Source organism: Xenorhabdus khoisanae, from assembly GCF_001037465.1.
In the GTDB taxonomy this organism is placed as follows: Bacteria; Pseudomonadota; Gammaproteobacteria; order Enterobacterales; family Enterobacteriaceae; genus Xenorhabdus; species Xenorhabdus khoisanae.
In genome coordinates this window covers 1-24650 of sequence record NZ_LFCV01000040.1, presented here as the reverse complement: position 1 = coordinate 24650, position 24650 = coordinate 1, and the positions used below count along the sequence as shown (strand labels likewise).

The following is a 24650-nucleotide window of genomic DNA, read 5'->3' as shown; positions in this document are numbered from 1 at the left end:
CAACGAAATGTAACATCGCTTTGAATTATTGGCATTCTAATTAGAACGAAATAATTAATCGTAGTAATATTGATATTAGGAACATTTATTTGACCATAACATTCTCCTGAAAAATACAAACTCTCTTTTAGAAAAATTATTTCCTCTAAAAAATATAACTTAGTGATTATATCGACATTTAAAGAAAACACTCTTTTTTATTCATATAAAACTGACTCTTCAACATCCAAGTTAGATAATCTAAATTCGATCTATATATTTCATATGTACGAATAGGATTCGCCAATTAAAAGAAAAATCAGCTAACTTACAAAAACCTAGCATCTCGGTAAATCCCGACAACACTTATATATTAAAAAGGAAACAGTATTTGTGAACACTTTGCTATTTCTTCTCAAGAAACTCTATTGAAGAGAAGCGCTAAGCACAGTGCTAACGTGATATCACGTCCAAAATTAAATCCCATAAGAATATATCTTACAAGAACAAATCTAACAAGACTTACATGATGCAAAAATATAAAATTCACTAAAAATTAATTACTACTTGGAAATAAGCGAATTCCTAGCATACTCAACAGCCTCTTTGATCACTTCCACTGAACCAATATGATTAGCCAATAATAGAACTAACCTAGCATCAAGTTGCCGTGACTCATTCTCACTTAGTTGTTCATGTGCTTGAACAAGCAGTGCAAAAAGTTCATCGTTTGAGATTTTTGAAGCAATTGTATTTAGATGCATTTTAGTATCTCCTGACTGAGATATTTCCCAAGGGCGGTGGTATAAGCAAATTCAAGTTCTGCAGGAGTAGGATTCATTAGATAGGCGCACAAATGCTGGTCTGGACGAAAAAGCATTGTTCCATCAGACGAAATACCATATCTACTCTTTAAGAGATTTTCTGAGTCAATCAATTCAGTTAGTTGATCTTGTGTTGGTGGGTACGTGCTTAATGTAATTTTGGTTTGCCCCTGTTTATTAGGACTTGATGAGCAAGTCATAAGTGTGAAATTACTCCCACCGATATAGCGTAATATCCAATCCATGACACCATCTTTCTGCACTGGCATATCTGGGGCTGGAGCGCCAAGAGGTAAAGTCGCCTTTTCAGATAGATCATTAATATAATTCAGTGGGCTTAATTTCAGTATGGTAGGTGTAGATAACCGTCCAGAGTTGACCATTTTACGTGCAAACTCACTCGTTCTAGCAAGAGCAAGCACTGCGTCACGATAAACTAAAGCACTTTGACTCTTTGGCGTAATAAATTCAGCACTTCTCGTTGAGTGAAGTATATTTTCATCAGCCGCCACACAACGTTCGTAATCATAGGTTTTCAAAAGTCGTGTATCAGAGATGCCAGATAGGACTGCAGTTAGTTTCCAAGCTAGGTTATCCGCATCTTGAATACCGCCATTGCCTCCTCGACCACCAAACGGACTGACTTGATGAGCTGAGTCTCCCACAAATATTATGTTATTATGAACAAAGTTCTCAAGACGGCGACATTGAAAAGTATAAATACTTGACCAAACCACTTCGATATTGGCCGTATCGCCAAACATACACTTTAATCTGGTAAGTATATGCTCTTCTTGGCGCTCTACTTCAGGGTTTGCTTGCCATCCGAGTTGAAAGTCAACACGCCAAATATCATCTGGCTGTTTATGAATAAGCACCGATCGGCCTGGATGAAATGGTGGTGAAAACCAGAAACGACGCTCTGCAGGAAGTGAGGATTTCATTTTTATATCAACAATGAGAAACCTATCCTGAAAGGCCTGCCCCATAAATGGCAAATTGAGCGAACGACGTATAAATGACCTAGCGCCATCACACGCTAATAGCCAATTTGTACGAAGAAAATAGTTTCCATTAGGTGTTTCTATAGATAGATTAACGTAATTATCATCTTGCCTTATCGCAACAACTTTATGTCTCCAGCGAAGGTCAACATAACCAGTAGCAACGCAAGCCTCAACAAGCCATTCCTCAACGTAATATTGTTGTAAATTTAAAAATACGGGATATTCACTCTTGTTATATTCTCCAACCGTGTTGTGAAAAAGTGGAGTATTTTTGAGATATATTGTGCCAGATTCCCATGCTATTCCCTTGGTCATGAGACGATTACCCAACCCCAATCGCGATAATATCTCCAAAGAACGGCGTGCGAAGACAATGGCTCGAGAGCCATCAGCCACCGAGTTATCCTCATCTAATACAACGACATGGATCCCGCGTAAGCCAAGATCTAAAGCTAGAGTTAGGCCAACCAGACCAGCACCGACAATAGTAACTGGTTGATCTTTGTCTCGCCCACCTTTGGGAGGGAGAGGAATTGAAAAGCGTGATTGTTGATAATTCATCGTCACCCCTGATATGTCATTTCTAATGTTGGTATGAAGAAATTATTCGTAATAGAATAACTCTATAGATGTGTAACATCTGTAGACTATCATTGGACAAATATGCTAATAGACTTATAAGATAAAGTTATTTACTCTGAAAACGTGCAGAACAGTAGTGTATTTCACAAATAGATCTCACAAGACCTATTCCTGTAAGATCTATACCACAGCTTTTATCGGAGGTAAACCACCACGTCTGCTGCTGGGCTGATGTACGATTGATGAAAACATGTTGAGTTTATTGGCTAGCCCCAAAACAAAGCGACGATTTAACGAAATGGAAAAAAATATGATGAATAGTGTCAAACAACAGTCAGAGATTAGCTACTCTACTGCAGACGACCTTTCCAGCCACGCCAGCAATACTTCGACTACAAAATTTTATCCTGAATACGACACATTTTGTTGTCTGTTGCAGAGAGCCGCTCGGCTTTGGCGTCGAGAAGCAAATTACGAACTGCGTGATTTTCGTTTGTCGGAAAGTATAACAGGGCCAATATGGGCTATTAGTAAATTTGGTGCAATGCGTCAAAAAGAGCTAGCTGAACACATCGGTATTGAAGGAAACTCTTTAGTTCGTATTCTAGATGAGCTTGAAGCAGAGGGTTTGGTCGTGAGGAAAAGTATGCCGGAAGACCGTCGTGCTCGTTTGATTGAGCTAACAGCAGCCGGTCGCCGAGTTGCTGTAGAGCTCGAGCAAAGCTTAAGAGGGTTTATTAGTTCTCTTTTAGGTAATGCAGATCCTGCTGATGTTCAGGCAGCACAACGAATCCTGACGGTGATTATAAACGAGGCAAACCGAAGAGCTGAAAGAGATTGATATTTTTTCTATCTATTTCCTCATATATTAGTTTACTCCTCGCAATTTCTACTCCTACTAGATGATTAATTTAATCCTTAGATAACCTAGAGCTCTTCAACGAGCAATCTTTTAAGTCAGCCACGAACCATCGTGGCTGGCATGACCATTATTATACAGCATCCTATTTATTTTTTGTGTGTAGGATATTCTGGATGAATACGATTAACTAGAGTAATAGAAACAGAGCTCCAATATTCAGTAGTTTCATTTTTAATGCCTTCAAGACTAATCAAATCCTGATAAGAAGGGCTTCTCAAATAATCTTCTAAATCATTTATACTAGAAAAGCTTAATAATGATACTCCATCAAGAGAAGAAGTATATTTGTGGTAAAACGGTTGTCCTTCTTCTATGGGACCAATATTATGCAACTGCACATACCGTTTGATAATTTTTGTTTTCTCATTTTGCTTATACACTTCTGCTGCATATTCACCTAACCACCATTCTTGAAACTCAATCCGACCGATATTTGATCTCCTCTTATGAGTTTTTACTAACGTGATTGCCTCATTTCCATGATTGCTAGGAATTATGATGTATTGTTTTGACAGGAGTGGAGCAATATCACGAAAAATAGTTTTATCTTCTGGTAGAATTTTCTGTATCACTCGTTCGCTGCTTAGCAATGCTAAAATATCATCTTTACTTGCAAAATTTAGATAGGCAATACCATCCCAATTCGGACGGTTATACGCCTGAATGTGGCCAATAACTGTGGACCACAATTTTCCACTTTCATCTACAGGAATACTATAAGGCACTGTATCCGTTTGAGTTGGCCCAGCAACTAAACGATGTAACTGATCATAACGGATAAGCTTGTCCAAACTACTAGCATCCTCATTAGTTTCTGAGTGGATGAAACGAATCCCATGCACTTTTCGCCAATATTCCCCCCAATGTTCAAAATTTATATTAGATTTTCCTTCGAATGCATTATCCGAAGGGGTTTCTGATGGATCAATGATAAAATTACCATTGTGGTCTAATACATGCCCGTCGGCACGACTTCTTTCTGATAACGGAGTATCATCAGCTCTCGACAGGAAAGAGCACACTACTGTCAATGGCTCATGTGTACCAGGTCGGGCCTTAATATAAGGAGGACGAATTAGCTGTTCTTCAATGTAGTTAGCCATGTTTGAATACTCCATTGTTATTGTGGAATGATGAAAGTGCTAACCCCAATAGGCTAGCAAGCAGACAAAATACACATAGACCGCCCCAACCAAAGTTGGCCCATACGAAACTTCCAACAGCAGCGCCAACAGCCATACCACACATAGCACCAGTCATCAGTAGTCCATTGAGTCTGCTACGAGCATTAGAATCTACGCTGTTAACGATAAATTGATGGGATACCAATGCAGCCATAACACCCAAGTCAAATGTCATTGCTCCTATAGCAAGGGTAATTAGTGAACTAGGTAAAAGCCACATACCGACAAATGAAATGAATACCAACCCACACCCCAATCGTATCGCCAACAGTGGTCCTTTTTTGTCAGCAAGGCGACCAAAAAGCGACGCCCCTAATGCTCCTGCAGCACCTGCGATCCCAAAAGCCCCTGCGACACTTGCGCCCTGATTATAGGGAGAGGATGAAAGAACTATTGCTAAAGTAGACCAGAACGCACCGAGTGTTGAGGCTAATAGAGCTTGGGTGATTACAGAGATCTTTAATGAACGATGCTGTCGCCATAGATCCCATAAGCTTCTGAGTAATTTGTTATATTTAGTGTTGTTAAGAACAGGAGGTAAAGCAGGAAGGCGACTTCGCACTAATAGAGCTACAGTAAGCATCAATCCTGCAGCTATAAGTTGCATGCCCCTCCATCCCAAAAGATCTGATATCAATCCACCCAAAGTGCGCGACAACAATATACCAATTAATAAACCAGTGGTTACAGTACCGACTATATACCCTCTTCGAGATTCAGGGGATAATTGAGCTGCAACAGGAATAAAATCTTGTCCAACGCTGCTTAGCAATCCAATAGCAACTCCAGCAATGGCTAATGAACTCAAGTTAGGGGCTAAAGCAGCCAAAGTCAGTGCTAACGCAAGAAATAACGACTTTGCAAAAATCATATTTCTTCTGGAAAGGATATCTCCCAATGGGGCAAGGAATAGCATACCTACGGCATAGCCAATCTGGGTCAATGTCGGTACTAAACCAATACGTTCAGCTCCAACATCAAACTCTGACTGTACAAGATACAAAGCGGGTTGAAGATAATAAACATTAGCAACCCCAAGCCCGGCACCTAGAGCCAACAGAAATAAAAGTTTCTGTGATAAAACAACGCTGGAGTTAATATGCGAATTCATCATTTTATTCCTCATCCTACCCAAGGCATCAGAGTACGCTATTAGTTTTCTATTTTATTTAAGAATCATTGTATGATATATAGCAACTTCCTCATAACTAAGTTGACAAAAAATCGTCAATTAGGTTTTATAAAATGACACATTCCGATCCTTTTCGTTACACCGTTGTTTTCCTCCATGTCGTAGAAGCTGGTAATTTCACGCTTGCAGCAGAAAGACTGAACATGTCAAAATCAGGCGTAGCTAAGAGTATTTCTAGGTTAGAAACTCATCTCGGTGTGCGTTTATTCAATCGAACAACTCGACGATTAAGCCTAACAGATGAAGGTCATGCATATAGTAAGGGATGTTCACGCGCTTTAGCCGAGCTTGAAAATGCTCAGTTGGAGATCTCAACACGCAAAATCGTACCTTCAGGAAAATTACGTGTTGATATGCCTGTAGCCTTTGGAAAACGTTGGGTTTCACCCATTCTTTTGGATATAGTGGAAAAATATCCTGAACTTGAGTTAGACGTGAGTTTAACTGATCGTCGGATTAATTTAATTGATGATGGAGTAGACTTAGTAATAAGGATCGGTCAATTAAATGAAAGTGCAACTCTTGTAGCAAGGCCCTTAGGTATTCAAAAATCTGTGGTATGTGCAAGCCCACAGTATTTAAAAAGGTTTGGTTATCCCCGCGTGATAAATGATTTAATGGATCATCAATGTATTACTTTTGGGAGTGGTGGTCACACCCTTCCTTGGTATTTTCTTGATGAAAAAGGCAACAGTCAATCGATATCAGTTCAAGGACGTATTAATTCCAATCATAGTGAGACAATATTGAATGCTGCACTACATGGCCATGGAATTGCTTTATTATCAAACTGGTTGGTTTCTGATCACCTACAAAATGGGCAATTGGTAAGATTGCTCCCTGAAGTCCAGACTCAGGGATTTCCAATTCATGCTGTATGGCCCCAAAATAAATACCTGTCTCCAAAAGTAAGAGTAGTCGTAGATGCTTTAGCCGATAGTTTTATCTCGCGAGCACCTTGGGATGAGCCAAAGAACTCCTAGCCACTTATGTCGAAATAGAGTGCCCAATCAAGAAGAAAGTCTATATCTCAATAAATTGATTCAATATTAATCAATAATATAGTGCATATACCGATAAACGTTCCCCCATCTCCATGAGCACGAAGCTAGATCGTTCACCCCTCAACATTTCTATTTCTCAACACATGCAATCACCGCCAGAATTAGAAACTGAACAACCACCGACTAAAGTCGGTGGGTTAGTGATTAACGGACTGAAAGTCCGGATACGCGTCGGCTAAACGACGCGTCAATCGGCCATTCTGAAATTATAGCGGAATCATACTAATATGACATAATATCCAAATCCAAAATGACAAGGCATAAAGTGAAATGGGTTACAGCTTAGATTTTCGAAAGAGCGTACTGGCATACAAAGATAAGCATTCGTTGACGTTCGAACAAACGCGTGCCCATTTTGAAATCTCCATGCGCACCTTGTTTCGGTGGTGTCATAAAATAGAACCTTGTATGACACGCGATAAACCCGCCACGAAAATTCCTGACCCGGTGCTCACTGCGGATATCCAACATTTTCCCGATGATTATCAATGGGAAAGAGCAAAACGCTTGGGTGTCTCGCAGTCGGCTATTCATTACGCCTTGAAACGACTGCGGATCAGCCGTAAAAAAAACACTAAAGCACCCTCGCGCTAATCCTCAGATCCGTCAAGCGTTTATCGAGCGCATCAGCGACTATGAACAGGCCGGTAAACCGATTATTTATTTAGATGATAGTGGTTTTGCTCAATCGATGCCACGTATACATGGCTATTCGGAAAAAGGGCAGCGCTGTTTTGGTACACACGACTGGCACGCTAAAGGTCGGATTAACGTCATTGGGGCTATTCTCGAAAATACCTTCGTCACCCTGAGTGTGTTTGCCGGAAACATTAATGCGGATGTCTTTCATGCCTGGGTGACGCAAGATTGACTGCCAAAGCTCCCACACGGTGCAGTGATAGTCATGGACAATGCCCCTTTCCATAAACGCAATGACACGAGACAAGCGATAGCAGACAGCCGATGTCAACTGGAATGGCTTCCGCCTTGTATCTTAAATGTAGGTTAAAATAAATACGATTAGATTTGGTGCGGTGTATGCAGCCTGATGCCGCCTAGGGTTCCTAGCCCGTCTGTAAGCGATTGGCGCATACACCCAGCCACTCATCTGAAACCCGAACAGTTGTCCGTACTCCATAACGTATTTGCAAGGAGGGGTAATAATGAGTCTGCCAAATCCACTCTGTGTGGGAATTGATGTTTCTAAAGCAACACTGGACATCGCTGCCAGTCATGAGTTTGCCCAGTTCACTGCAAGTAACGACTCTGATGGTTTTGATGCCATTCTTGCTGCGTTGAGAACGCATTCCGTTGCGCTGATTCTGATGGAGGCCACTGGCGGGCTTGAAGCCGCCGTGGCCTGCTCGCTTCAGGCAGAAGGTTTTGACGTTGCTGTTATTAACCCCAGACAGGCACGTGACTTTGCCCGTGCGATGGGATATCTGGCAAAAACTGACCGTATTGACGCCAGAGTACTCGCACAGATGGCGGAGGTCATTAATCGTCATCCGGAACGGGAACGTTTTATCCGGGCTCTGCCAGACGCTGAACGGCAGATTCTTGCGGCTATGGTGGTGCGCAGACGCCAGTTAATTACGATGTTGGTGGCTGAACGTAACCGGCTGTACCCTTCCCATCCGCAAAATAGAAAAAGCATTAATATCATTATCAACGCGCTGGAAAGTGAACTTGCCCGAATCGATACAGACATGAACCAGCATCTCAAGAGCCACTTTAAAGCGCTTTCTGAACGGTTGAGCAGCGTTAAAGGTGTTGGCACTATGACGGTTGCCGCCTTGTTGGCTGAGGTTCCGGAACTGGGTCACCTCTCACGGCGTGAAATCAGCGCACTTGTGGGTGTTGCGCCCGTAAACCGCGACTCGGGCACTATGCGCGGTCGGCGAACCATTTTTGGCGGCAGGGCTGGGGTAAGAACAGCACTGTACATGTCTGCGCTCGTGGCAGCCCGATTTAATCCAGTGATAAAGGCGTTTTACATGCATCTACTTGCCGCCGGAAAAGCCAAAAAAGTGGCGCTGGTTGCCTGTATGCGTAAGTTGCTGACTATCCTGAATGCCATGCTCAGAAAGAACGAAGAATGGAATGAATCTTACCATCACGTTGCGCCATAATTTTTATGTTCAAGACAGTTGCTTACAGTCCGGACTTGAACCCCATCGAACACAAGTGGGCCGGGGCAAAAGCGAAAAGAAGACGAGAAAGATGTTCAGTGGATGAACTGTTTATGGAACATACAGAATATGTCAATCTATATTGATTCAGCTATATCATCCGGGTTCGGTTCAAAATGATGCTCCAGATAGGCCTTTATCATCTCATCCGTTAATTGACCCACCGTGGCACAAAAATAGCCTCTACCCCAAAAATGTTGATCCCAGTATCGCTTTTTCAGATGCGAAAATTCTTCAAACAACTTACTCGCTGTCCTTCCCTTCAGTCTCCTCATGATTTCTGGGGGCACTAATGTCGGAGGACTACTCACCAGTATGTGAATATGGTCTTTGCTCACTACGCCATTTAATATCTTGATTTCAAACGTTTCACATGTCTGACGGACTAATTCCCGTACCCGTATAGCCACTTCACCTGTCAGCACTTTGTACCTGTATTTTGCTACCCACACAAAATGATATTCAATCTGGAATACTGTGTGACTGCCGTATCTGTAATCCATGTTGCACCTCCAGTACAACACAGTATTGCAGCTAAAGCTGACCGACTAAAGTCGGTGGTTTTAATCTTTCATATGGAAGAATAAAATGAAACCGTTCCCTAATCGTATTTATGCAGTTATGTTAATGTCATGACACACTTTTGCGCAGAACACGGAAGAATATGACACATAAACTCGACGACTTTATCCGGCATGCTCTTGATGCCCAGCCTATCAGCGGAACGTCTCTGATCATCTCGCTGTATGGCGATGCTCTCAGCCACCGTGGAGGTGAAGTCTGGCTTGGCAGCCTGAGTCTTCTGCTGGAGCCGATGGGGTTCAGTGACCGTTTCGTGCGGACATCCGTGTTTCGCCTGCAAAAAGAGGGATGGCTTACGGTAGAAAAACTGGGACGACGCAGTTATTACCGCATCACCGAGCGTGGCATGAATCAATTCCGCCATGCAGAAAGCAAAATCTATCTCAGCGGACAGCCGGAATGGGATGGCAAATGGGATCTGCTGTTGCTGGAAGGGACAACCAAAGAAGAACGAACCCGCCTGAAAAAAGAGTTAAGCTGGCTTGGGTTCGGTCAACTTAACAGTACCCTGATGGCTGCGCCAAGCAGCTCCCAAAGTGATATTCCCGCACTTTTGCATGAACTTAATGCCAGTGATTCCGTTATCTATTTCCGTGCCGATTACCCTTATCCACGTTCAGAACAGAGCCTGAAAGAGCGGGTATCTGTAAGTTGGTCACTGGAACAGGTATCGAAACACTATCACGAATTTATCGTCTCCTTCCGCCCCTTAATGGCACTACTGCGGGATTGCCATCAAGACGATCTGACATCAGAACGCTGCTTTCAGTTACGCCTGCTGCTGATCCACTTTTACCGCCGGGTCGTACTGCGTGATCCCTTGCTGCCGGATGCTCTGCTACCCGCACAATGGGAAGGACAAATAGCCCGCCACTTATGTATCAATATCTATCAGCGCATTAACCTTGCCGCGACGCGTTACGTCAGCGAACGTTGCGAAACCACCATTGGTCAGTTGCCTCAACCCGCTGCGGCGTACTATCGACGTTTTGGTGAATCCTTATGAATAACACCAGATACCATATTGGTAATGACGTCTGAATTGGTATGAAGAATTGGTATGAAAGTGAGCCGAAAACGCTTTTCTGAGAGAATATGAGAATATTGCCTTGCTGCTGGAAATACGGTGTTGGAAAAAGCAAAGTCACTCAGTCCGTTATGCAGGCTATTTTTAAATCTGCAAGAGTCGCCATCAATAGCATTGGGTCTAAGGGGGATGGCTCAAATCCTATAGTTTCATAAAATGATTTTGCTTCGCCTGAAAGTGCATGAATAATCATGCCTCGAACACCAATAAGATCAGCGGCTTGTATTACCCTCAGGGCTGCATCTTGCACTAATGCACGCCCTATCCCCTTTCTCTGTAATCGTTGATCAACAGCCAAACGCCCCAATACGATGACCGGAATTGGATTAGGCATATTGCGCTTAAAATGGCCGGGGGCTGAATTAATCACAATGGCGCTTGCTGCCAAAGAATAATAAGCCAGCACCCGGTTTTCATTGCACACCACATAAGTTTTTGATGCGCCGGTGAAATTATTTTTCAGAGCGCGATTTTTCAGCCACTGATCAAGCGTAACAACACCAGAATCAAACACTTCAAGCTGATGGTTGTCAGTCAGGAGTTCGGGTTCCGAAATTATCATAATTCCTTGCCCCAAGGCGTTTCCATTTGCATGGTTTCTCGCAACTGTTTATTAGGTTGTGGAGGCATATCCAGACGCGCCAAAAATTCGGCATACGCCTCTGGGCTGGCAGTAATAATCGCTTGTTCAAGCAAAGTTTCTTCTGCTATTCGGCGAGCTGCTTCCAGCACAAAATCTGTGCGATTTTTTCCCTGAATGGCTGCGGCTTTGTCTATCAGGTTCCGTATTTCTGGTTTTATGCGAATATTCAATGTATCGCGTTTCACTGTTTGCATGGTTCACCTCAGTTTGAATGGTTTTCGGTTAAGAGTACCACTTTAAACTGTAACGTCAATGTCATTACAAATGTTTATTTTACATCCTAAACTGCCCACAACCAGTGAGCAGATTCATCATTATTTAAATTTGATCACTTCAGAAGGTTTTATCGTGATTTTCTGTCCATGCAATTCACAATCATCAATAAGTTGCATCACGCCTTCTTTAGCCCATAAAGCCTGAGCAGTTTTCCAATAAATAATAACGCTGCTAAATCCATCGCGATCACTTTTTTTATCAAATTCATATCCAATCAAACAGCTACTATTTATCCGGTCAGGCATCACAATTCCCTCTGATTTATGCGTGCCGGTACGTACAAAAATAAGGAAAAGCCATGTCAAAGCTCATCTATTATGTCGCTGCCTCAATGGATGGTTATATTGCTACAGAAGACCATGAATTAGATTGGTTATACGCCTGTTCGCTGGGTGATGATGCCACACCTTATGATGATTTTTATCAAGATATCGGCGCAACCATTATGGGATCAGGAACCTATGAATGGATTCTGAAAAATACCTCAGGAGAATGGCCTTATAAAAATATGCCTTCTTTTATCCTCTCCTCAAGAAATTTGACTATTCCTGCTGGCATTAATGCCGTTGTTATTCAAGACAGCCCCAAAAATATTGCCACCAGCGCAAGAAATGCCGCCAAAGGCAAAAATCTTTGGATTATTGGAGGAGGCAAAACTGCCGCCAGTTTTGCTGATGCCGGGGAGTTGCAACAACTGTTTATTACCACGGTTCCGGTATTTTTAGGCTCAGGTATCCCCATCCTGCCTGTCAGTCAGACGATTCATGTTACACCTGATAAACAGCGATTCTTGAAAAGTGGCGCGTTTGAAACCGTCATGAATATCAAATGAAACAACTAACCGTGAATTCAGGGTATTACTGTGGCTCTGTTTCCCTATCCGCGTCTTGCTCATCTCTTTGAGGTGATTCAGGCAGAACAATTGCCACAAGATGAGTTGGCAAAACGCTTTAGTGTTTCCAGCCGGACCATCCGCACGGATATCAACGAACTGAATGACATTCTGCGCCGTTACGGATCACGGATCTTATATAAACGCGGGAACGGTTATGCTCTGCGTGTTGATGATCAAACGTTATTTGCTTCTCTGCCAAAACAACAGCAAGTGATCCAGACGATCCCTAGAGCCGCTCGTGATCGTGTCGAAGCGCTGCTACTGAAACTGTTGCTGGCATCAGAACCCATCAAACTGGATGATATCGCCGAAGGATGGTGTATCAGCCGTGGTACGTTGCAACAGGATATGAGTACAGTGCGCGAAATACTCAGCAAATATCCGCTGCAACTGGAAAGCATTCCCCGCGTGGGCAGCAAATTAAATGGCGATGAGCGTTTTATTCGCGCCTGCCTGACGGATACATTACTACACCGATTTTTACGGTATATGGAACTGCCGCTTGGCCAATTTAAGATGGATATTTTGGCACCTATTGACCTGCCTTATATTGAAGAAATTCTGCAAAGCAGCCTCAACCGGTTTGATATCCGGATAACCCATGAAGGCAAACAATACCTGATATTCAACTGTGCCGCTTCCCTGCTCCGCATTCGCGATCATAACGCTATAAGGCAGAATGAAATAGAACAGAATGAAATCTCTCCGTTAGATAGCGCCATCCAAAATGCAATCAAGGAAATCTCAACTGCGTTTGCCGTTTTTTTAGATGAAAAGATATCTCATGCAGAAGCCCATTATCTCGGCAGGCAAATCGCCGCACAGCGTATACCTCAACATGACGATCCGGTTTGCAATATCCTCGAGAGCCAGCGCTGGGCAGATGAGATCCTGCACGATATCAATGAATCCTATAACTATGATTTACGCCATGACCACAGGCTGATAAACGATCTGGCAGCTCATTTAAGTTTGTTAGTCAGCCGGTTACGTCACCAAATCAGTTCGAAAAATCCCCTGCTGGCAGAGATCAAACAGTATTATCCTTTCGCTTATGATGTCACGGTCAGCGCACTGACTCGCATTGAAGATCAACTCCCTTGTGCCATCAATGAAGATGAACTGGGATATCTGGCCGTACATATCGGCGTTGGGTTAGAACGGCATTACGGCACAGGCACTAACCGCCCTATTCCTGTTTTACTCGTCACCAATGCAGGTAACGCAACACAACGCATGATTGAAGCGCAGATTGTCCGGGAATTTCCGCAACTCAAGCTACAGCGCATATTGCCATGCCATGAATACAACACATTGGCCTATGTGGAAGAGAATTTCGTCATTACCACTCTGCGTCTGACCGAAAAAAATAAACCTGTCATCAGGATCTCTCCTTTCCCTACCCCCTACCAAATAGAGTTAATTGGGCGGCTTACGATGGCCGATCAAACACGTTCTTACATCTTGGAACGTTTCTTCGACCGACGTTACTTCATGGTGATGAAGGAAGAAATCACGCAGGAAGCTCTGTTCAAAAAGGTCTGCCGAAAATTGCAGGCAGATGGTTATGTTAAGGACGATTTTTATTCCTCATTACTTGAGCGAGAATCCATCCTTTCCACATTGCTGGGTGAAAATATCGCGTTGCCACATGCGTTGGGGTTATTGGCGCTTAAAACGGTAGTGGTCACTATTCTCGCCCCCAATGGCATTGAATGGAACAAAGAAACCAAAGAGCGAGCCAATGTGATTTTCTTACTCGCCATCAGCAAGCAGGACTATGAAGAAGCCATGTCCATTTACGACCTTTTTGTCACATTTGTCAGGGAAAAAGCGACGAAAAGGCTGTTACGTAGCCGAAATTTCGATGATTTTCAGATGATCGCAAAAGACAGCCTCGGGCGTATCATCTAAAAACAAAGAGAAACATTGGCTATAATGTGACCGCATTCAAAGGTTAAGAAAATCATTTTCTCTGCTTTTTACGCATTTTCTCACTTAAGAAACCAACAATTCTGCGTAATAGCCCCCTGTTTTTAATTGATTTCCACTTTGAAACGGAAATTAGCCTGCTCCCAAGCCAGAAATAAAATCGCTAAGGTCATTATCGGCAAACAAAATTTGTATTCATTTGTGGCAAAGCGACGATTTATCGTGCCCGATTTGACTGGGAAACTTTTATGAATAATCCCTCCATACATTTCAATATGGCGAAAGAAGCCTTTGAGCCAGAAACAATCCGTCAGAAAGTCTTGGCGCTGATTGATAAATGGTTGGCAAATGAAGGTGCATATACCACGCCCGTACAACAACAAATGTTGGAATCCCACGTTAAAGCCATGGTGATGAGAGCGAAGACAGGGGAACCCTTGCCTGACGTGGATCTCTCGCTATTCGATGAAATTTCACCCGAATCTATCAAGCTGGCCGCCCAAATCGTCGAAACACTGCCGAATCTGGCTATTGAAGAAGTTTATCTGCTATCAGTGCATTTTGAGATTGCACTCTCCAATCCTTGAATATTTGAGGGCAGACCCCATGAGCAAACAGGCTGCGATTGAAAAACACACCACTGAAACACACGTCGTTAAAAAACAAGTCGTTGTCGTTATCGGCGATCGTTTAGGTAAGGGGCAAAACGTTGCCATAGGGATTGAAGCCGCTGGCGGGAAAGCCATTGTCATTCCGGGCATGGCAGCAGACATGAAACTGGGCGATGTGATGCAGCGGGAACAAGCGGATCTCGGCATTTCGTTTTGTGGCAGCGGCGGCGCGGGTGCAATCACGGCACAAAACAAATATGGCTACTCCGTTCGCCACGGAATGCGTTCCATTGAAGAAGGGGAAACGGCGATCCGCGAAGGCTGTACTGTGCTTGGTTTTGGTTTCATGGACAAAGCTGAGTTAGGCGAGCGTCTGATTCATGCCTTTCTCAAAAAGCAGAGTGAAGGATCATGAAAACGTTGCTTGAAGCAACTGTTCGTGTCAGTGGCTCCGGTGATTCCCGACAAAAAGCTATTGCCGATGCCCTGAATGCGGTGCAACGCACAGTATTACAAGGAAGCACGCATATCATTCTGCGCATCGAACCCAAGGATATCGCGATTATCAGCGCCACCAGCAAAGTGACAACAGAAAAGTTTCTGTTCTTTTTCCTGCCCCGTCAGCGCGAGCATTATTCGGTGGTATTGGATGTTACCGTCAATGTCACTTTACTGGATGTACAGGCTATCCATTTCAAGCCATCCATTTCAGACAATCCATGTCAGCCAATCCGTATCATGCCACAGAAAAACATCATTCCGGCAAAACATGACGGGGAGAAAAAATGATGGGTGCTACCGCCTCTTTTATCGAAATACTGGGTATGTCGCTGATTATCGGTGGCCTGTGTGGTTTCGGCCTCGGAGCAGGAGCGGCTCGCATGTTCCACGCGCCAACCGTTCAGGGCATGGGCGCCTTTCGCACATTAGGTGAGCTGAATGCCTGCGAAGGCGATCCGGCTTCTCACTTCTCTTTTGGCCTCGGTTTCTTTTTTAACGCCTGGGCATCATCAGTCGCTGCCGGTGCGTTCACGCAGGATGTGGATCATCGCATTATTCCCAATTGGGGTGCGGCAACATTAATGATCAAAAACCGCAACGTGGCGGAAACTCTGCATAATCCGAAAAAAATGGCGATTGCCTGCGGCATTGTCGGGGCGCTACTGGTGGCATTCCTGAATACCACGGCCTCCGCCGTTCCCGTCGCCTTACAGAGCACTGCCACCAACGTACTGGTTCCCGCCGCCAATCTACTGGTCAATACCGTAATGCCCGTACTGTTCTGGCTTGCCGCAATGGATGCCGGCCGCCGCGCGGGTTTCTGGGCCACACTCTTTGGCGGTTGTGCTCAACTGATCATGGGCAATGCCATTCCCGGCCTGGTATTGGGGATTTTGATCGGCAAAGGCGTTGATGACAACGGCTGGAATAAAATTACCCGCACTATGCTGATCGCCGTCATTTTGCTGTTCACCCTCAGCGGGTTCTTCCGTGAGTTCGATCTCAAGCTTCTGCAATCCTTCATGCTGGATACGCCAAACTGGCTACACCATATCCATCAATTTCTGGGTGGGAAATAACCATGAATACTGAACTGAACAAACATGATTTCTGGTACGCAGAATGGACATTTCCCCTGTTTGTCGGCCTGTTGTCAGCAGGGATTTTTGCCGGTACGCATATGTATGTGGTGTACGGATTTGGGGCATTTAATGAAGTCGCTTTCGTCGCAATGTTACGTTCCGGCATTGATACCGGTGTTTATGGAGCAGTAGCCGCATTTGGTGCCAGTTTTCTGTTTGCCCGTATTGTTGAAGGATCACTGGTTGGCATTCTGGATATCGGCGGTGCTCTGCAAACCGGTATTGGTTTAGGCATTCCCGCTCTGTTGCTGGCGGGAGGTTTTGATTTTCTCGTCACTAACTTCTGGGCTTCGCTGATCACTGGCATGTTACTGGGTGTTATCGTCGGTCTGGTGATCATCCTTGCCCGTAAATTCACGGTTGCACAGGGAAATTCCACCTTTGGGGCAGATGTCATGATGGGCGCAGGTAACGCATCGGGAAGGTTCCTCGGCCCTCTGATTATCTTGGCCGCCATGGTTGCTTCCATTCCGATTGGCCTCGGTTCGCTGATCGGCGCCCTGCTGTTTTATCTGTGGAAAAAGCCCGTGGCAGGCGGCGCCATTTTGGGCGCAATGGTGTCCGGCTATTTTTTTCCTGTCGCAACATAATAATAAGGACAGGTATTTCATGAATGATTTAATTATTAAGCAAGGAAAACTCATTAACGGGGATTTGATTGATATTGTGATCAATGATGGCAAGATTACTGCTATTGGCCCCGCCGCAGCGGTCGGGTTGCCATCTATCAAGGAAATTGATCTGCACGGTCATTATTACGTCAGCGCGGGCTGGATTGATGCCCATACGCACTGCTACCCGCAATCTCCGCTTTACTATGATGATCCCGATTTGATTGGTGCGGCCTGTGGCGTCACAACTGTTGTCGATGCTGGCAGTACGGGAGCCGATGATATTGATGATTTTTATGCTGTGACACGCAAGGCCAAAACCCACGTCTATGCCTTCTTAAATATCGCCCGCACTGGTATTTGCAGCCAAAACGAACTGGCTGACCTCACTCGAATCGACAATATCCGCCTGCAAGATGCAGTCAGGCGTCACAAGGGATTTGTCATCGGATTGAAAGCCCGCATGAGTAAAAGCGTGGTTGGCAAAAATGGTCTCCAGCCTCTCATCAAAGCTAAAGCCATGCAGAAAGAGAATCGTCTGCCGCTAATGGTGCATATCGGCAGTCCTCCCCCTAGACTGGAAGAAATTGCTGATCTGCTGACCAAAGGCGATATCATCACTCACTGCTTTAACGGCAAACCCAACCGTATCCTCGATGAAGCCGGTAACCTGAAACTCATTATTCAACGGGCGCTTGCCAGAGGTGTTATTCTGGATGTCGGACATGGCACAGAAAGCCTTAGTTTTTCTATTGCCGAACAAGCCATTAAGTTCGGTGCCCATCCTCACATGATCAGTTCAGATATCTACCAAAGAAACCGCGTTGACGGGCCAGTCCACAGTCTCGCCACTGTGATGACAAAATTCCTCAACATGGGTTTGTCGCCTGAATACATTTTGAACTGCGTGACAATCAATGCAGCGAATTTACTCCACCTTCCACGTAAAGGCCGGTTAGAACGTGGCGGTGACGGCGATATCACAATTTTTGATCTGAAAAACCAACGCATTGAACTTGTCGATGCCGAGGGACAAATCAGGATCGGCACACAACAATTTATCCCCATCGCAGCCATCATTGCGGGAGTTCACATTGTCGTGGCAGAGAATGCAGCAGCAAAAAACATGTCTGCGGAAAATATGCCCGTCAAAAATTCAGCTACGGGAAGGAGAATCATCAATGGCATCCCTCTATGAAAAATACCAATTGCGCCAAGTGATCAATGCTGCCGGACGTATGACAGCATTGGGTGTATCAACCCCTGCCGAGCCAGTCATTGCGCAGGTTACCGCAGGACTGAAACACTATTTTGAGATGGATGATTTGGTGGATAAAACCGGTAATTACATCGCTCAATTACTGGGTGTGGAAAGTGCTGTTGTTGTTTCTTGCGCCTCGGCTGGGATTGCCCAATCCGTGGCGGCGATCATCACCAAAGATGATAATGATTTGCTGCTTAACCTGCATTGTTCGGACAAATCGGTTCCACGTGAAATCATTTTGCCCAAAGGGCATAACGTGAATTTTGGCGCTCCCGTTGCAACCATGATTACATTGGGCGGCGGTAAAGTCATTGAAGCGGGCTTTGCCAATGAATGCAGTGCGGCACAAATCGCCGATAAAATCACGCCACAAACTGCGGCTATTCTCTATATCAAATCACACCATGCCGTACAAAAAAGTATGCTGACGGTGGCAGACGCCGCCGACATTGCACAAACACATAACTTGCCCCTGATTGTGGATGCCGCTGCTGAAGAGGATTTAACCCTTTATTATCGGCAAGGGGCCGATTTAGTGATCTACAGTGGAGCCAAAGCGATTGAAGGCCCCACCAGCGGATTGGTGATTGGCAAACAGACTTATGTCGAATGGGTTAAACGGCAGCGTCACGGTATCGGGCGAGCCATGAAAATGGGTAAAGAAGGGATTCTCGGCCTTACCTTAGCTATTGAAAATCATCTCAATCAGACAAAAGAAACTGGCGCGGAGATGGTAACAAGAATGACACCGTTTATTGAGAAGCTGAACCGCATTACAGGTGTTTCCGCCAAAGTCGTTTGGGACAGCGCAGGTCGTGATATCGCTCGTACTGAGATCACGTTTAATGAACAACGCATCGGCAGAAATACATTCGAAATTTTGGCACAGCTCCGGCAAGGCAATATTGCGATCTATTTTCGGGAATATAAAGCCAATGAAGGCCGAATCGAGGTGGATATTCGCAGTGTGACGCCAATGCAACTGAGCACGATTGCAATGGAAATTAGGCGGGTGGTGATGGGTAGAAAGTAGTTCCCGCATCTTCTCTGATTCAAGCTATGTTGTATCAGGGCTATTTGTATCAGGGCTATACTCTCAATCGTCACGTATGGTATATACACTTCGGTTTCTGAATATAGCCCACATTCAAAACGCTTATTGGTAATCAGAATGCTATCCAATTTTTATCAATCAATCTGGCTTTATAAAAGCTCATATTAAGTGAGGAATCAAAATCTACCTTATTTTTGTCTGTGAGATCGAAATCAAGGATGTCATTAATATGAGTTGAATAGATGAGTCTATTTCCATTATATGAATAATTTATTTTATCAGTAAACCATGGTGCTGAGTGAGCAACGACAAAAAAATCATTTACATTAATATTACCCGAAATAGATTTAACCCCGCCTTTTTTTAGAATTATTTTTTCTTCTTGGGCTATGATCGCGGCTTCTTTTGATTTTTGACTATCTATTTCATAAAACGGATTAAATTTATCAAGGGTAACCTTACTACCCTCTGAATGAGTTAACGTGGATGAGTCAAACAAAAACACTCGCTCTCCTGTTGAGAGAAAAAACAATTGGGAATGATCACCATACACCGGATACATATCATGGATTCCATCTTCCCAATACCCGTCTTCGTTACAAATATTATATTCTTTACACCTTAAATAATAATCGCTTATATCATATGTTGTCTCTAATCTTAGGCTAGCCTTCCCAGCAATAACATGATAAGAGTATTCATTAATAGATGTATATCCACCTGCATAAATTCTTTCATTAATCTGATCATAAACAACAGCATGGGCATAAGTTAATCTAAACCATTGGGTTTCATTAAAAGGTTGTTTCTTTTTACCCTTTTCATAGATTAATAAACCGATTCGCCCATTTGAATCAGCTATAACCACATTACCATCAGGCAGTGGACAAGCGGAGTGTATATTATTTCCTGAATAATCTGAAATTTCTTTATAGAATAATACGTTATTATCGCTTAACGCATATATAACAACCCCATTTTCTGTTACTGACAGTATGGCTTTTTTTCCAAAATATGTAACAGGTTTTACTTCCGTCATTGCCGTTGTTTCTGGCGATTCCCAGATTAAATTCTCCTTTTTTATCATGATGTTTTGATCTGAAAATATAAATTTGAATATTTGTATTTTATTCACTCCCTTATTACCAACCAAAAGATATTTATCATTGTTAAGTTGTTCATTCATAAATCACCTCATTAATATAGCATTCAGCACCTTGGGCGCGAACCAAGATAATTTGCATGTTCAATGACTGAATTCAGGTGCTGATATACACAGAGAAAAGATAAGCCATCTTCCCCGATGACTCAAGGATGAGTCAGAAATTTTAGACCTGACAGACCAAAATAATAATATTATTCTTAAATAACAATAAGAAATAACCTCAATAAAATGGCATTATTCCAATTCTTTTATTTCATGCCCCATGAAATAAAAGTATGGAATAAACATGACCATTATCACACCAAATCGTAGTTTCTCTCATATAATAATCCCCACGCATAAAAACACGGAGATAAGGAATGGAAAATAATAGAAAACAAGTCAATATCTTCTTTATCAGTATATTGAGCGCCATGTTTTTAATTTTTATTTCTCAATATGTCATTGAAAAAAGAGAAATAAAAATAGGTCTTGCCGTTATCCCCATTTTACCGATGTTATTTGCGGTGATTCTCGGCATGATTATTTCAACAGATTTTATTCGTAATAAATTCACATTTTGGGGGAAATTATTTACCAAAAAAGAAGAAGATTTCTGTGGCAAAATGGTCGGTATTGGTCTGTTGGTTTTGGGAACCCAATACGCCGGAATGATCATACCTAATATAAAAATGATATTGAGTATCGGTATTCCTCTGTTTATTCAGGAAATAGGTAACTTACTGCCAATATTCATTGCCATTCCATTGGCGGTAAAGTTTGGTTTTGGTCGTCGTGCTATAGGTGCGGGTTCCTCTATCAGCCGTGAACCTTCAATCGCAGTGATTCAGGGAAAATTTGGGACTGGCTCACCAGAATATATCGGCGTATTGGCGATTTATTTATGCGGTTCTATTATTGGCACCGTGTGGTTCAGCGTACTCGGCAGCCTTGCTCCTCTGACCGGTCTTCACCCCATGGCACTGGCAGCCGGTTCTGGTGTAGGCTCCGGTTCTATGCTCAGTGCGGCATCCGGGGCGCTGATTCATGGGCTGGATGAAGTGATGGCTCAAAAGGTCTTGAGTGTTGCCGCAGCATCTAATCTGCTCTCGTCCGCTTTAGGAGCACTCTCCCTAACATATCTTGGTTTGCCTCTTTCAGAAAAGATTTACAAGATCTTCACTAAAGGGGAAAATGCATGAAAAGTATCATTATTGATATGAAGCTGGTTTTCGTAGCTATCCTACTCGCTATGTTTACCCAGACATTAACTTCAGGGATCGCTATTCATCACATGTGGGATAGCCTTATCGCCATGTCCCTTGTTGTGTTTCTCTCTCTTGTGGCAAAACATTATTTGCCTTCATCACTGCCAGCATTTGCTTATGCCACGATCATCGGCATTTTGATTTGCCTGCCAGATACAGTGATAAGAACATTTTTCATCCACTCTATTGGTAAAGTTTCGTTCTTGTCCTGCTGTGTTCCTCTATTGGCATTTGCTGGTTTATCTGTTGGCGGACAGTTGGAAGAGCTGAAAAAGATGTCCTGGAAAGTCATCGTCATTTTCATGATTGTTTCCACCTGCTGCTTCTTCGGTGCTTCTCTCGTTGCTCAAATTGGATTCAGCATAAAAGGGGTAATCTAGTGGACAAGAATAGATATAACGTAAGTGAAAAATTGTTCGAATTGAACGAATTCAGTAAAAAAACACGACAATATTTACATAAAATCCCTGAGTTATCCGGCCAGGAATTTAAAACTTCCAGATATTGCCGTGATTTAATGAGCGGTTTTGGTTATACCATCAAAACCTATGAAGATTATACCGGCTTTGTTGCTGATTTAATTGTTGATCCAACAAAGCCCTTGATTGCATTTCGTGCCGATATGGATGCCCTTGCCATGCCCGATATGACCAACAATGAGTATACTTCGATTCATGAAGGTTGTGCCCATAATTGTGGTCATGATACCCATATGGCTATCGCCCTGACTGCTGCAAATTATTTGTCACAACACAGGGATGAAATGCGAGCCAACGTGCGTTTTATCTTCCAGATGGCGGAAGAAGATATGCACATTCCGGGCGCGGACAAAATGGTCGAACTGGGTTGTATGGAGGGCGTCAATGAAGTGTACGCCCTCCATAATAACGGCGCACAGGATACCGGACACATCAGTTTCAATGCAGGGGTGATGTCATCATGGGGATCAACATGGACATTGGATGTCCACGGTGTTTCCGCTCACAGTTCAACTCCCCAGAAAGGATTGGATTCCATTCGCGAAACCTGTCGCATCATTGATTATCTGGACTATATCGTTGCCAAGAAAACCGATCCTTTCAGCCCGGCAGTATTCAGTTGTGGCATGATCAAAGGTGGCACCATTCCCAATGCTGTCGCTGATCGCGTTCAAGCTCGCGGGACTATCCGTGCAATGGATAAAGAAACCGATCAAATCCTGAAAAACAGCTTTCAAGAAATTATTGTCAGTAGCGAAGCGGGAGGGTTCAAAACCACTATTGTTTATGACAGCTATCCCGCTGTGGCGAACCACCCACACGCACATCAACGGATTAAGGAAGCTGCTGCCAAATTCCTGCCAGCCGAAAATATCGAAGCAAATGGACTCCCTATGACGGGCAGTGAAGATTTCAGCTATATGATTAATGCGACTAAAGATCGTATTGGTGCAATGTTTTTCCTCGGTAGCGGCAATCAAACAAAAGGAATCAACAACTACATACACTCTAATCCTTATTTTGTTGACGATGATTGCCTACTCGTTGGAGCACAAATCTTTATTAATCTTGTAACGCATTAATTATTTCTCGCGTCCGGTGATATCAACATTAACCGGACGCGATATAACGCTAAAGATATTGGACCAAATCAAAGCGTAGGCAAATTATCCAAAACCATTTGGCTGCAATCAATCTGTTGCCCCTGCTCGCAGAGTTGAATTGTGTTTTTGTTTAAGTGTGGGGCATATAACAAGATAAAATCGTACATATAATTTTTCATATGTACCTGTTGATTCATGCAAACATAAGTAAAACTCGGTGGGATCAAATGATCCGCATTAATAATATGCAGATCAGCCAGATCACGATCATCCAACGCTGCGGTTGCGATCATTCCGACACCAAGTCCTAACCGAACATAATGCTTGATAATTTCCGTATCCGCCGCAGTCAATGCAATTTTCGGCCTCATTCCACTTTGATGAAATACGATGTCTAAAGTTGAGTGTTCGGTAAAACCAAATACATAAGTAATCAACGGATAACCCGCCAGATCTTCAAAAGTAATATATTCCACATTCACCAAAGGGTGACTTTTAGGCACAATCACACTACGTGCCCAGCGGTAACAGGGCAACATCAGTAAATCTGAATAGAAATGCATGGATTCAGTTGCTATCGCAAAATCCACTTCGCCCTGCCTTACCATATCAGCAAGCTGTGCGGGTGTACCCTGATGAAAATGGATTGAAACATTTGGGTGCATTGTCCGGAATTTCTCTACAACATGTGGTAACTTATAGCGAATCTGAGTATGTGTTGTCGCAATATGTAAATTAACCGCCTGCTCCTCTTCAGCAACCATGTTTTTAATTTTCTCAACCTGACCAAGAATATTGCTGGCTATTTGATGCACCTGTTTACCTACCGGACTTAATGCCAATAAGTTATTATTTTTCCTAATAAATAAAGAAGCATTTAATTCCTCTTCCAGAAACTTAATTTGCTTACTAATTGTCGGTTGTGAGGTATACAGTTTTTCTGCGGTGCTGGTAATATTAAAATTATTCTTAACTATCTCGACAAAGCTTCTTAATTGATTGATGTTCATAGCTCACACTATCCTGATAGGGAATTTTATAAATCCCCGATGAAACATATCAGTACTAATAAAGCACATATAGTGAGCTGATTTTAATATTTAAGTAAATAT

The 24650-nt window shown here is 43.3% G+C and carries 27 protein-coding genes and 2 pseudogenes; 19 read left to right on the top strand and 10 right to left on the bottom strand.

Annotated elements, in window-relative coordinates:
• Nucleotides 1-542 precede the first annotated feature (542 nt).
• Both AB204_RS07395 and AB204_RS07390 read right to left on the bottom strand, forming a co-directional pair.
• Nucleotides 543-743: a DUF2783 domain-containing protein gene (locus AB204_RS07395; RefSeq protein WP_047962741.1), complete on the bottom strand. Its 201-nt coding sequence runs from the start codon at nt 741-743 to the stop codon at nt 543-545.
• A complete protein-coding gene (locus tag AB204_RS07390; RefSeq protein ID WP_053067853.1) occupies nt 734-2371 on the bottom strand; it encodes an FAD-dependent monooxygenase in 1638 nt (545 codons plus the stop codon). The genes AB204_RS07395 and AB204_RS07390 overlap by 10 nt, the downstream gene beginning before the upstream one ends.
• Before the next feature lie 331 nt (nt 2372-2702).
• Here AB204_RS07390 and AB204_RS07385 point away from each other — a divergent pair, with 331 nt between their 5' ends.
• Entirely contained in the window at nt 2703-3233 is a 531-nt protein-coding gene (locus AB204_RS07385) for a MarR family winged helix-turn-helix transcriptional regulator (protein ID WP_053067852.1), read from the top strand.
• Between the two features lie 167 nt (nt 3234-3400).
• On the opposite strand, the gene AB204_RS07380 is transcribed toward AB204_RS07385, so the two are convergent.
• A complete protein-coding gene (locus AB204_RS07380) occupies nt 3401-4417 on the bottom strand; it encodes a hypothetical protein (protein ID WP_047962740.1) in 1017 nt (338 codons plus the stop codon).
• A complete protein-coding gene (locus AB204_RS07375) occupies nt 4410-5612 on the bottom strand; it encodes an MFS transporter (RefSeq protein ID WP_047962739.1) in 1203 nt (400 codons plus the stop codon). Before AB204_RS07375 ends, AB204_RS07380 begins: the two co-directional genes overlap by 8 nt.
• 131 nt (nt 5613-5743) lie before the next feature.
• Here AB204_RS07375 and AB204_RS07370 point away from each other — a divergent pair, with 131 nt between their 5' ends.
• From AB204_RS07370 to AB204_RS07355, 5 genes and pseudogenes are all read left to right on the top strand, one after another.
• A complete protein-coding gene (locus tag AB204_RS07370; RefSeq protein ID WP_047962738.1) occupies nt 5744-6673 on the top strand; it encodes a LysR family transcriptional regulator in 930 nt (309 codons plus the stop codon).
• A 113-nt stretch (nt 6674-6786) separates the two neighbouring features.
• A complete protein-coding gene (locus tag AB204_RS22700; RefSeq protein WP_161796543.1) occupies nt 6787-6933 on the top strand; it encodes a hypothetical protein in 147 nt (48 codons plus the stop codon).
• Between the two features lie 91 nt (nt 6934-7024).
• The gene (locus AB204_RS07365) at nt 7025-7348 is read left to right on the top strand and encodes an IS630 transposase-related protein (protein WP_047962737.1); all 324 of its coding nucleotides are present in this window, start codon (nt 7025-7027) and stop codon (nt 7346-7348) included.
• A 97-nt stretch (nt 7349-7445) separates the two neighbouring features.
• Nucleotides 7446-7763: pseudogene (locus tag AB204_RS07360) on the top strand (transposase).
• A 154-nt stretch (nt 7764-7917) separates the two neighbouring features.
• Nucleotides 7918-8886, top strand: coding sequence for an IS110 family RNA-guided transposase (locus AB204_RS07355; RefSeq protein WP_047962736.1), 969 nt, complete (start codon nt 7918-7920; stop codon nt 8884-8886).
• 137 nt (nt 8887-9023) lie between these two features.
• Here AB204_RS07355 and tnpA read toward each other — a convergent pair whose 3' ends face one another.
• A complete protein-coding gene (gene tnpA / locus AB204_RS07350; protein WP_047962735.1) occupies nt 9024-9449 on the bottom strand; it encodes an IS200/IS605 family transposase in 426 nt (141 codons plus the stop codon).
• A 161-nt stretch (nt 9450-9610) separates the two neighbouring features.
• Here tnpA and paaX point away from each other — a divergent pair, with 161 nt between their 5' ends.
• Nucleotides 9611-10534: a phenylacetic acid degradation operon negative regulatory protein PaaX gene (paaX, locus tag AB204_RS07345; RefSeq protein WP_047962734.1), complete on the top strand. Its 924-nt coding sequence runs from the start codon at nt 9611-9613 to the stop codon at nt 10532-10534.
• A 142-nt stretch (nt 10535-10676) separates the two neighbouring features.
• Here the strand turns inward: paaX and AB204_RS07340 are convergent, their stop codons facing one another.
• The 3 genes from AB204_RS07340 to AB204_RS07330 form a co-directional block, all read right to left on the bottom strand.
• Complete coding sequence (locus AB204_RS07340; protein WP_411354709.1) at nt 10677-11174, bottom strand: GNAT family N-acetyltransferase; 498 nt, start codon at nt 11172-11174, stop codon at nt 10677-10679.
• Entirely contained in the window at nt 11174-11452 is a 279-nt protein-coding gene (locus AB204_RS07335; RefSeq protein WP_047962732.1) for a type II toxin-antitoxin system TacA family antitoxin, read from the bottom strand. Before AB204_RS07335 ends, AB204_RS07340 begins: the two co-directional genes overlap by 1 nt.
• 120 nt (nt 11453-11572) lie before the next feature.
• Nucleotides 11573-11779: a hypothetical protein gene (locus tag AB204_RS07330; RefSeq protein ID WP_047962731.1), complete on the bottom strand. Its 207-nt coding sequence runs from the start codon at nt 11777-11779 to the stop codon at nt 11573-11575.
• Between the two features lie 53 nt (nt 11780-11832).
• Here AB204_RS07330 and AB204_RS07325 point away from each other — a divergent pair, with 53 nt between their 5' ends.
• The 9 genes and pseudogenes from AB204_RS07325 to AB204_RS07285 all read left to right on the top strand — a co-directional run bounded on the left by AB204_RS07325 (nt 11833) and on the right by AB204_RS07285 (nt 19523).
• The gene (locus AB204_RS07325) at nt 11833-12366 is read left to right on the top strand and encodes a dihydrofolate reductase family protein (protein ID WP_047962730.1); all 534 of its coding nucleotides are present in this window, start codon (nt 11833-11835) and stop codon (nt 12364-12366) included.
• A 30-nt stretch (nt 12367-12396) separates the two neighbouring features.
• Nucleotides 12397-14343, top strand: coding sequence for a BglG family transcription antiterminator (locus AB204_RS07320; protein WP_047962729.1), 1947 nt, complete (start codon nt 12397-12399; stop codon nt 14341-14343).
• A gap of 293 nt (nt 14344-14636) precedes the next feature.
• On the top strand, nt 14637-14948 hold the full coding sequence (locus tag AB204_RS07315; RefSeq protein WP_411354708.1) for a transcriptional antiterminator: 312 nt from the start codon (nt 14637-14639) through the stop codon (nt 14946-14948).
• A gap of 19 nt (nt 14949-14967) precedes the next feature.
• Nucleotides 14968-15387, top strand: coding sequence for an SFCGS family glycine-rich protein (locus AB204_RS07310; RefSeq protein ID WP_047962727.1), 420 nt, complete (start codon nt 14968-14970; stop codon nt 15385-15387).
• A pseudogene (locus AB204_RS07305) lies at nt 15384-15668 on the top strand (DUF4312 family protein); the annotation flags it as partial. The gene AB204_RS07310 and the pseudogene AB204_RS07305, both read left to right, overlap by 4 nt.
• A 92-nt stretch (nt 15669-15760) precedes the next feature.
• Nucleotides 15761-16552 (top strand): DUF4311 domain-containing protein, encoded by a 792-nt coding sequence (locus AB204_RS07300; protein WP_047962742.1) that lies wholly within the window; start codon nt 15761-15763, stop codon nt 16550-16552.
• 2 nt (nt 16553-16554) lie between these two features.
• Complete coding sequence (locus AB204_RS07295; RefSeq protein ID WP_047962725.1) at nt 16555-17205, top strand: DUF4310 family protein; 651 nt, start codon at nt 16555-16557, stop codon at nt 17203-17205.
• Between the two features lie 19 nt (nt 17206-17224).
• A complete protein-coding gene (locus tag AB204_RS07290) occupies nt 17225-18424 on the top strand; it encodes an amidohydrolase/deacetylase family metallohydrolase (protein WP_047962724.1) in 1200 nt (399 codons plus the stop codon).
• On the top strand, nt 18408-19523 hold the full coding sequence (locus AB204_RS07285) for a DgaE family pyridoxal phosphate-dependent ammonia lyase (RefSeq protein ID WP_047962723.1): 1116 nt from the start codon (nt 18408-18410) through the stop codon (nt 19521-19523). Before AB204_RS07290 ends, AB204_RS07285 begins: the two co-directional genes overlap by 17 nt.
• A 133-nt stretch (nt 19524-19656) precedes the next feature.
• Here AB204_RS07285 and AB204_RS07280 read toward each other — a convergent pair whose 3' ends face one another.
• Complete coding sequence (locus tag AB204_RS07280) at nt 19657-20730, bottom strand: DUF6528 family protein (RefSeq protein ID WP_047962722.1); 1074 nt, start codon at nt 20728-20730, stop codon at nt 19657-19659.
• Nucleotides 20731-21068: 338 nt separating this feature from the next.
• On the opposite strand from AB204_RS07280, the gene AB204_RS07275 reads away from it, so the two are divergent.
• From AB204_RS07275 to AB204_RS07265, 3 genes are read left to right on the top strand one after another with little or no spacing between them, the layout of a single operon-like run.
• Nucleotides 21069-21890 (top strand): DUF3100 domain-containing protein, encoded by an 822-nt coding sequence (locus tag AB204_RS07275; RefSeq protein ID WP_047962721.1) that lies wholly within the window; start codon nt 21069-21071, stop codon nt 21888-21890.
• Entirely contained in the window at nt 21887-22336 is a 450-nt protein-coding gene (locus AB204_RS07270) for a hypothetical protein (protein WP_047962720.1), read from the top strand. Before AB204_RS07275 ends, AB204_RS07270 begins: the two co-directional genes overlap by 4 nt.
• Complete coding sequence (locus AB204_RS07265; RefSeq protein ID WP_084728545.1) at nt 22336-23517, top strand: M20 metallopeptidase family protein; 1182 nt, start codon at nt 22336-22338, stop codon at nt 23515-23517. Before AB204_RS07270 ends, AB204_RS07265 begins: the two co-directional genes overlap by 1 nt.
• Before the next feature lie 68 nt (nt 23518-23585).
• Here the strand turns inward: AB204_RS07265 and AB204_RS07260 are convergent, their stop codons facing one another.
• Nucleotides 23586-24548, bottom strand: coding sequence for a LysR substrate-binding domain-containing protein (locus AB204_RS07260; protein WP_047962718.1), 963 nt, complete (start codon nt 24546-24548; stop codon nt 23586-23588).
• Nucleotides 24549-24650: the final 102 nt, after the last annotated feature.

What these genes read in the sequence shown, in the direction of transcription:
- AB204_RS07395 (WP_047962741.1), bottom strand. Translation starts at nt 743, where the DNA reads ATGCATCTAAATACAATTGCTTCAAAAATCTCAAACGATGAACTTTTT.
- AB204_RS07390 (WP_053067853.1), bottom strand. Translation starts at nt 2,371, where the DNA reads ATGAATTATCAACAATCACGCTTTTCAATTCCTCTCCCTCCCAAAGGT.
- AB204_RS07385 (WP_053067852.1), top strand. Translation starts at nt 2,703, where the DNA reads ATGATGAATAGTGTCAAACAACAGTCAGAGATTAGCTACTCTACTGCA.
- AB204_RS07380 (WP_047962740.1), bottom strand. Translation starts at nt 4,417, where the DNA reads ATGGCTAACTACATTGAAGAACAGCTAATTCGTCCTCCTTATATTAAG.
- AB204_RS07375 (WP_047962739.1), bottom strand. Translation starts at nt 5,612, where the DNA reads ATGATGAATTCGCATATTAACTCCAGCGTTGTTTTATCACAGAAACTT.
- AB204_RS07370 (WP_047962738.1), top strand. Translation starts at nt 5,744, where the DNA reads ATGACACATTCCGATCCTTTTCGTTACACCGTTGTTTTCCTCCATGTC.
- AB204_RS22700 (WP_161796543.1), top strand. Translation starts at nt 6,787, where the DNA reads ATGAGCACGAAGCTAGATCGTTCACCCCTCAACATTTCTATTTCTCAA.
- AB204_RS07365 (WP_047962737.1), top strand. Translation starts at nt 7,025, where the DNA reads ATGGGTTACAGCTTAGATTTTCGAAAGAGCGTACTGGCATACAAAGAT.
- AB204_RS07355 (WP_047962736.1), top strand. Translation starts at nt 7,918, where the DNA reads ATGAGTCTGCCAAATCCACTCTGTGTGGGAATTGATGTTTCTAAAGCA.
- tnpA (WP_047962735.1), bottom strand. Translation starts at nt 9,449, where the DNA reads ATGGATTACAGATACGGCAGTCACACAGTATTCCAGATTGAATATCAT.
- paaX (WP_047962734.1), top strand. Translation starts at nt 9,611, where the DNA reads ATGACACATAAACTCGACGACTTTATCCGGCATGCTCTTGATGCCCAG.
- AB204_RS07335 (WP_047962732.1), bottom strand. Translation starts at nt 11,452, where the DNA reads ATGCAAACAGTGAAACGCGATACATTGAATATTCGCATAAAACCAGAA.
- AB204_RS07330 (WP_047962731.1), bottom strand. Translation starts at nt 11,779, where the DNA reads ATGCCTGACCGGATAAATAGTAGCTGTTTGATTGGATATGAATTTGAT.
- AB204_RS07325 (WP_047962730.1), top strand. Translation starts at nt 11,833, where the DNA reads ATGTCAAAGCTCATCTATTATGTCGCTGCCTCAATGGATGGTTATATT.
- AB204_RS07315 (WP_411354708.1), top strand. Translation starts at nt 14,637, where the DNA reads ATGGCGAAAGAAGCCTTTGAGCCAGAAACAATCCGTCAGAAAGTCTTG.
- AB204_RS07310 (WP_047962727.1), top strand. Translation starts at nt 14,968, where the DNA reads ATGAGCAAACAGGCTGCGATTGAAAAACACACCACTGAAACACACGTC.
- AB204_RS07300 (WP_047962742.1), top strand. Translation starts at nt 15,761, where the DNA reads ATGGGTGCTACCGCCTCTTTTATCGAAATACTGGGTATGTCGCTGATT.
- AB204_RS07295 (WP_047962725.1), top strand. Translation starts at nt 16,555, where the DNA reads ATGAATACTGAACTGAACAAACATGATTTCTGGTACGCAGAATGGACA.
- AB204_RS07290 (WP_047962724.1), top strand. Translation starts at nt 17,225, where the DNA reads ATGAATGATTTAATTATTAAGCAAGGAAAACTCATTAACGGGGATTTG.
- AB204_RS07285 (WP_047962723.1), top strand. Translation starts at nt 18,408, where the DNA reads ATGGCATCCCTCTATGAAAAATACCAATTGCGCCAAGTGATCAATGCT.
- AB204_RS07280 (WP_047962722.1), bottom strand. Translation starts at nt 20,730, where the DNA reads ATGAATGAACAACTTAACAATGATAAATATCTTTTGGTTGGTAATAAG.
- AB204_RS07275 (WP_047962721.1), top strand. Translation starts at nt 21,069, where the DNA reads ATGGAAAATAATAGAAAACAAGTCAATATCTTCTTTATCAGTATATTG.
- AB204_RS07270 (WP_047962720.1), top strand. Translation starts at nt 21,887, where the DNA reads ATGAAAAGTATCATTATTGATATGAAGCTGGTTTTCGTAGCTATCCTA.
- AB204_RS07260 (WP_047962718.1), bottom strand. Translation starts at nt 24,548, where the DNA reads ATGAACATCAATCAATTAAGAAGCTTTGTCGAGATAGTTAAGAATAAT.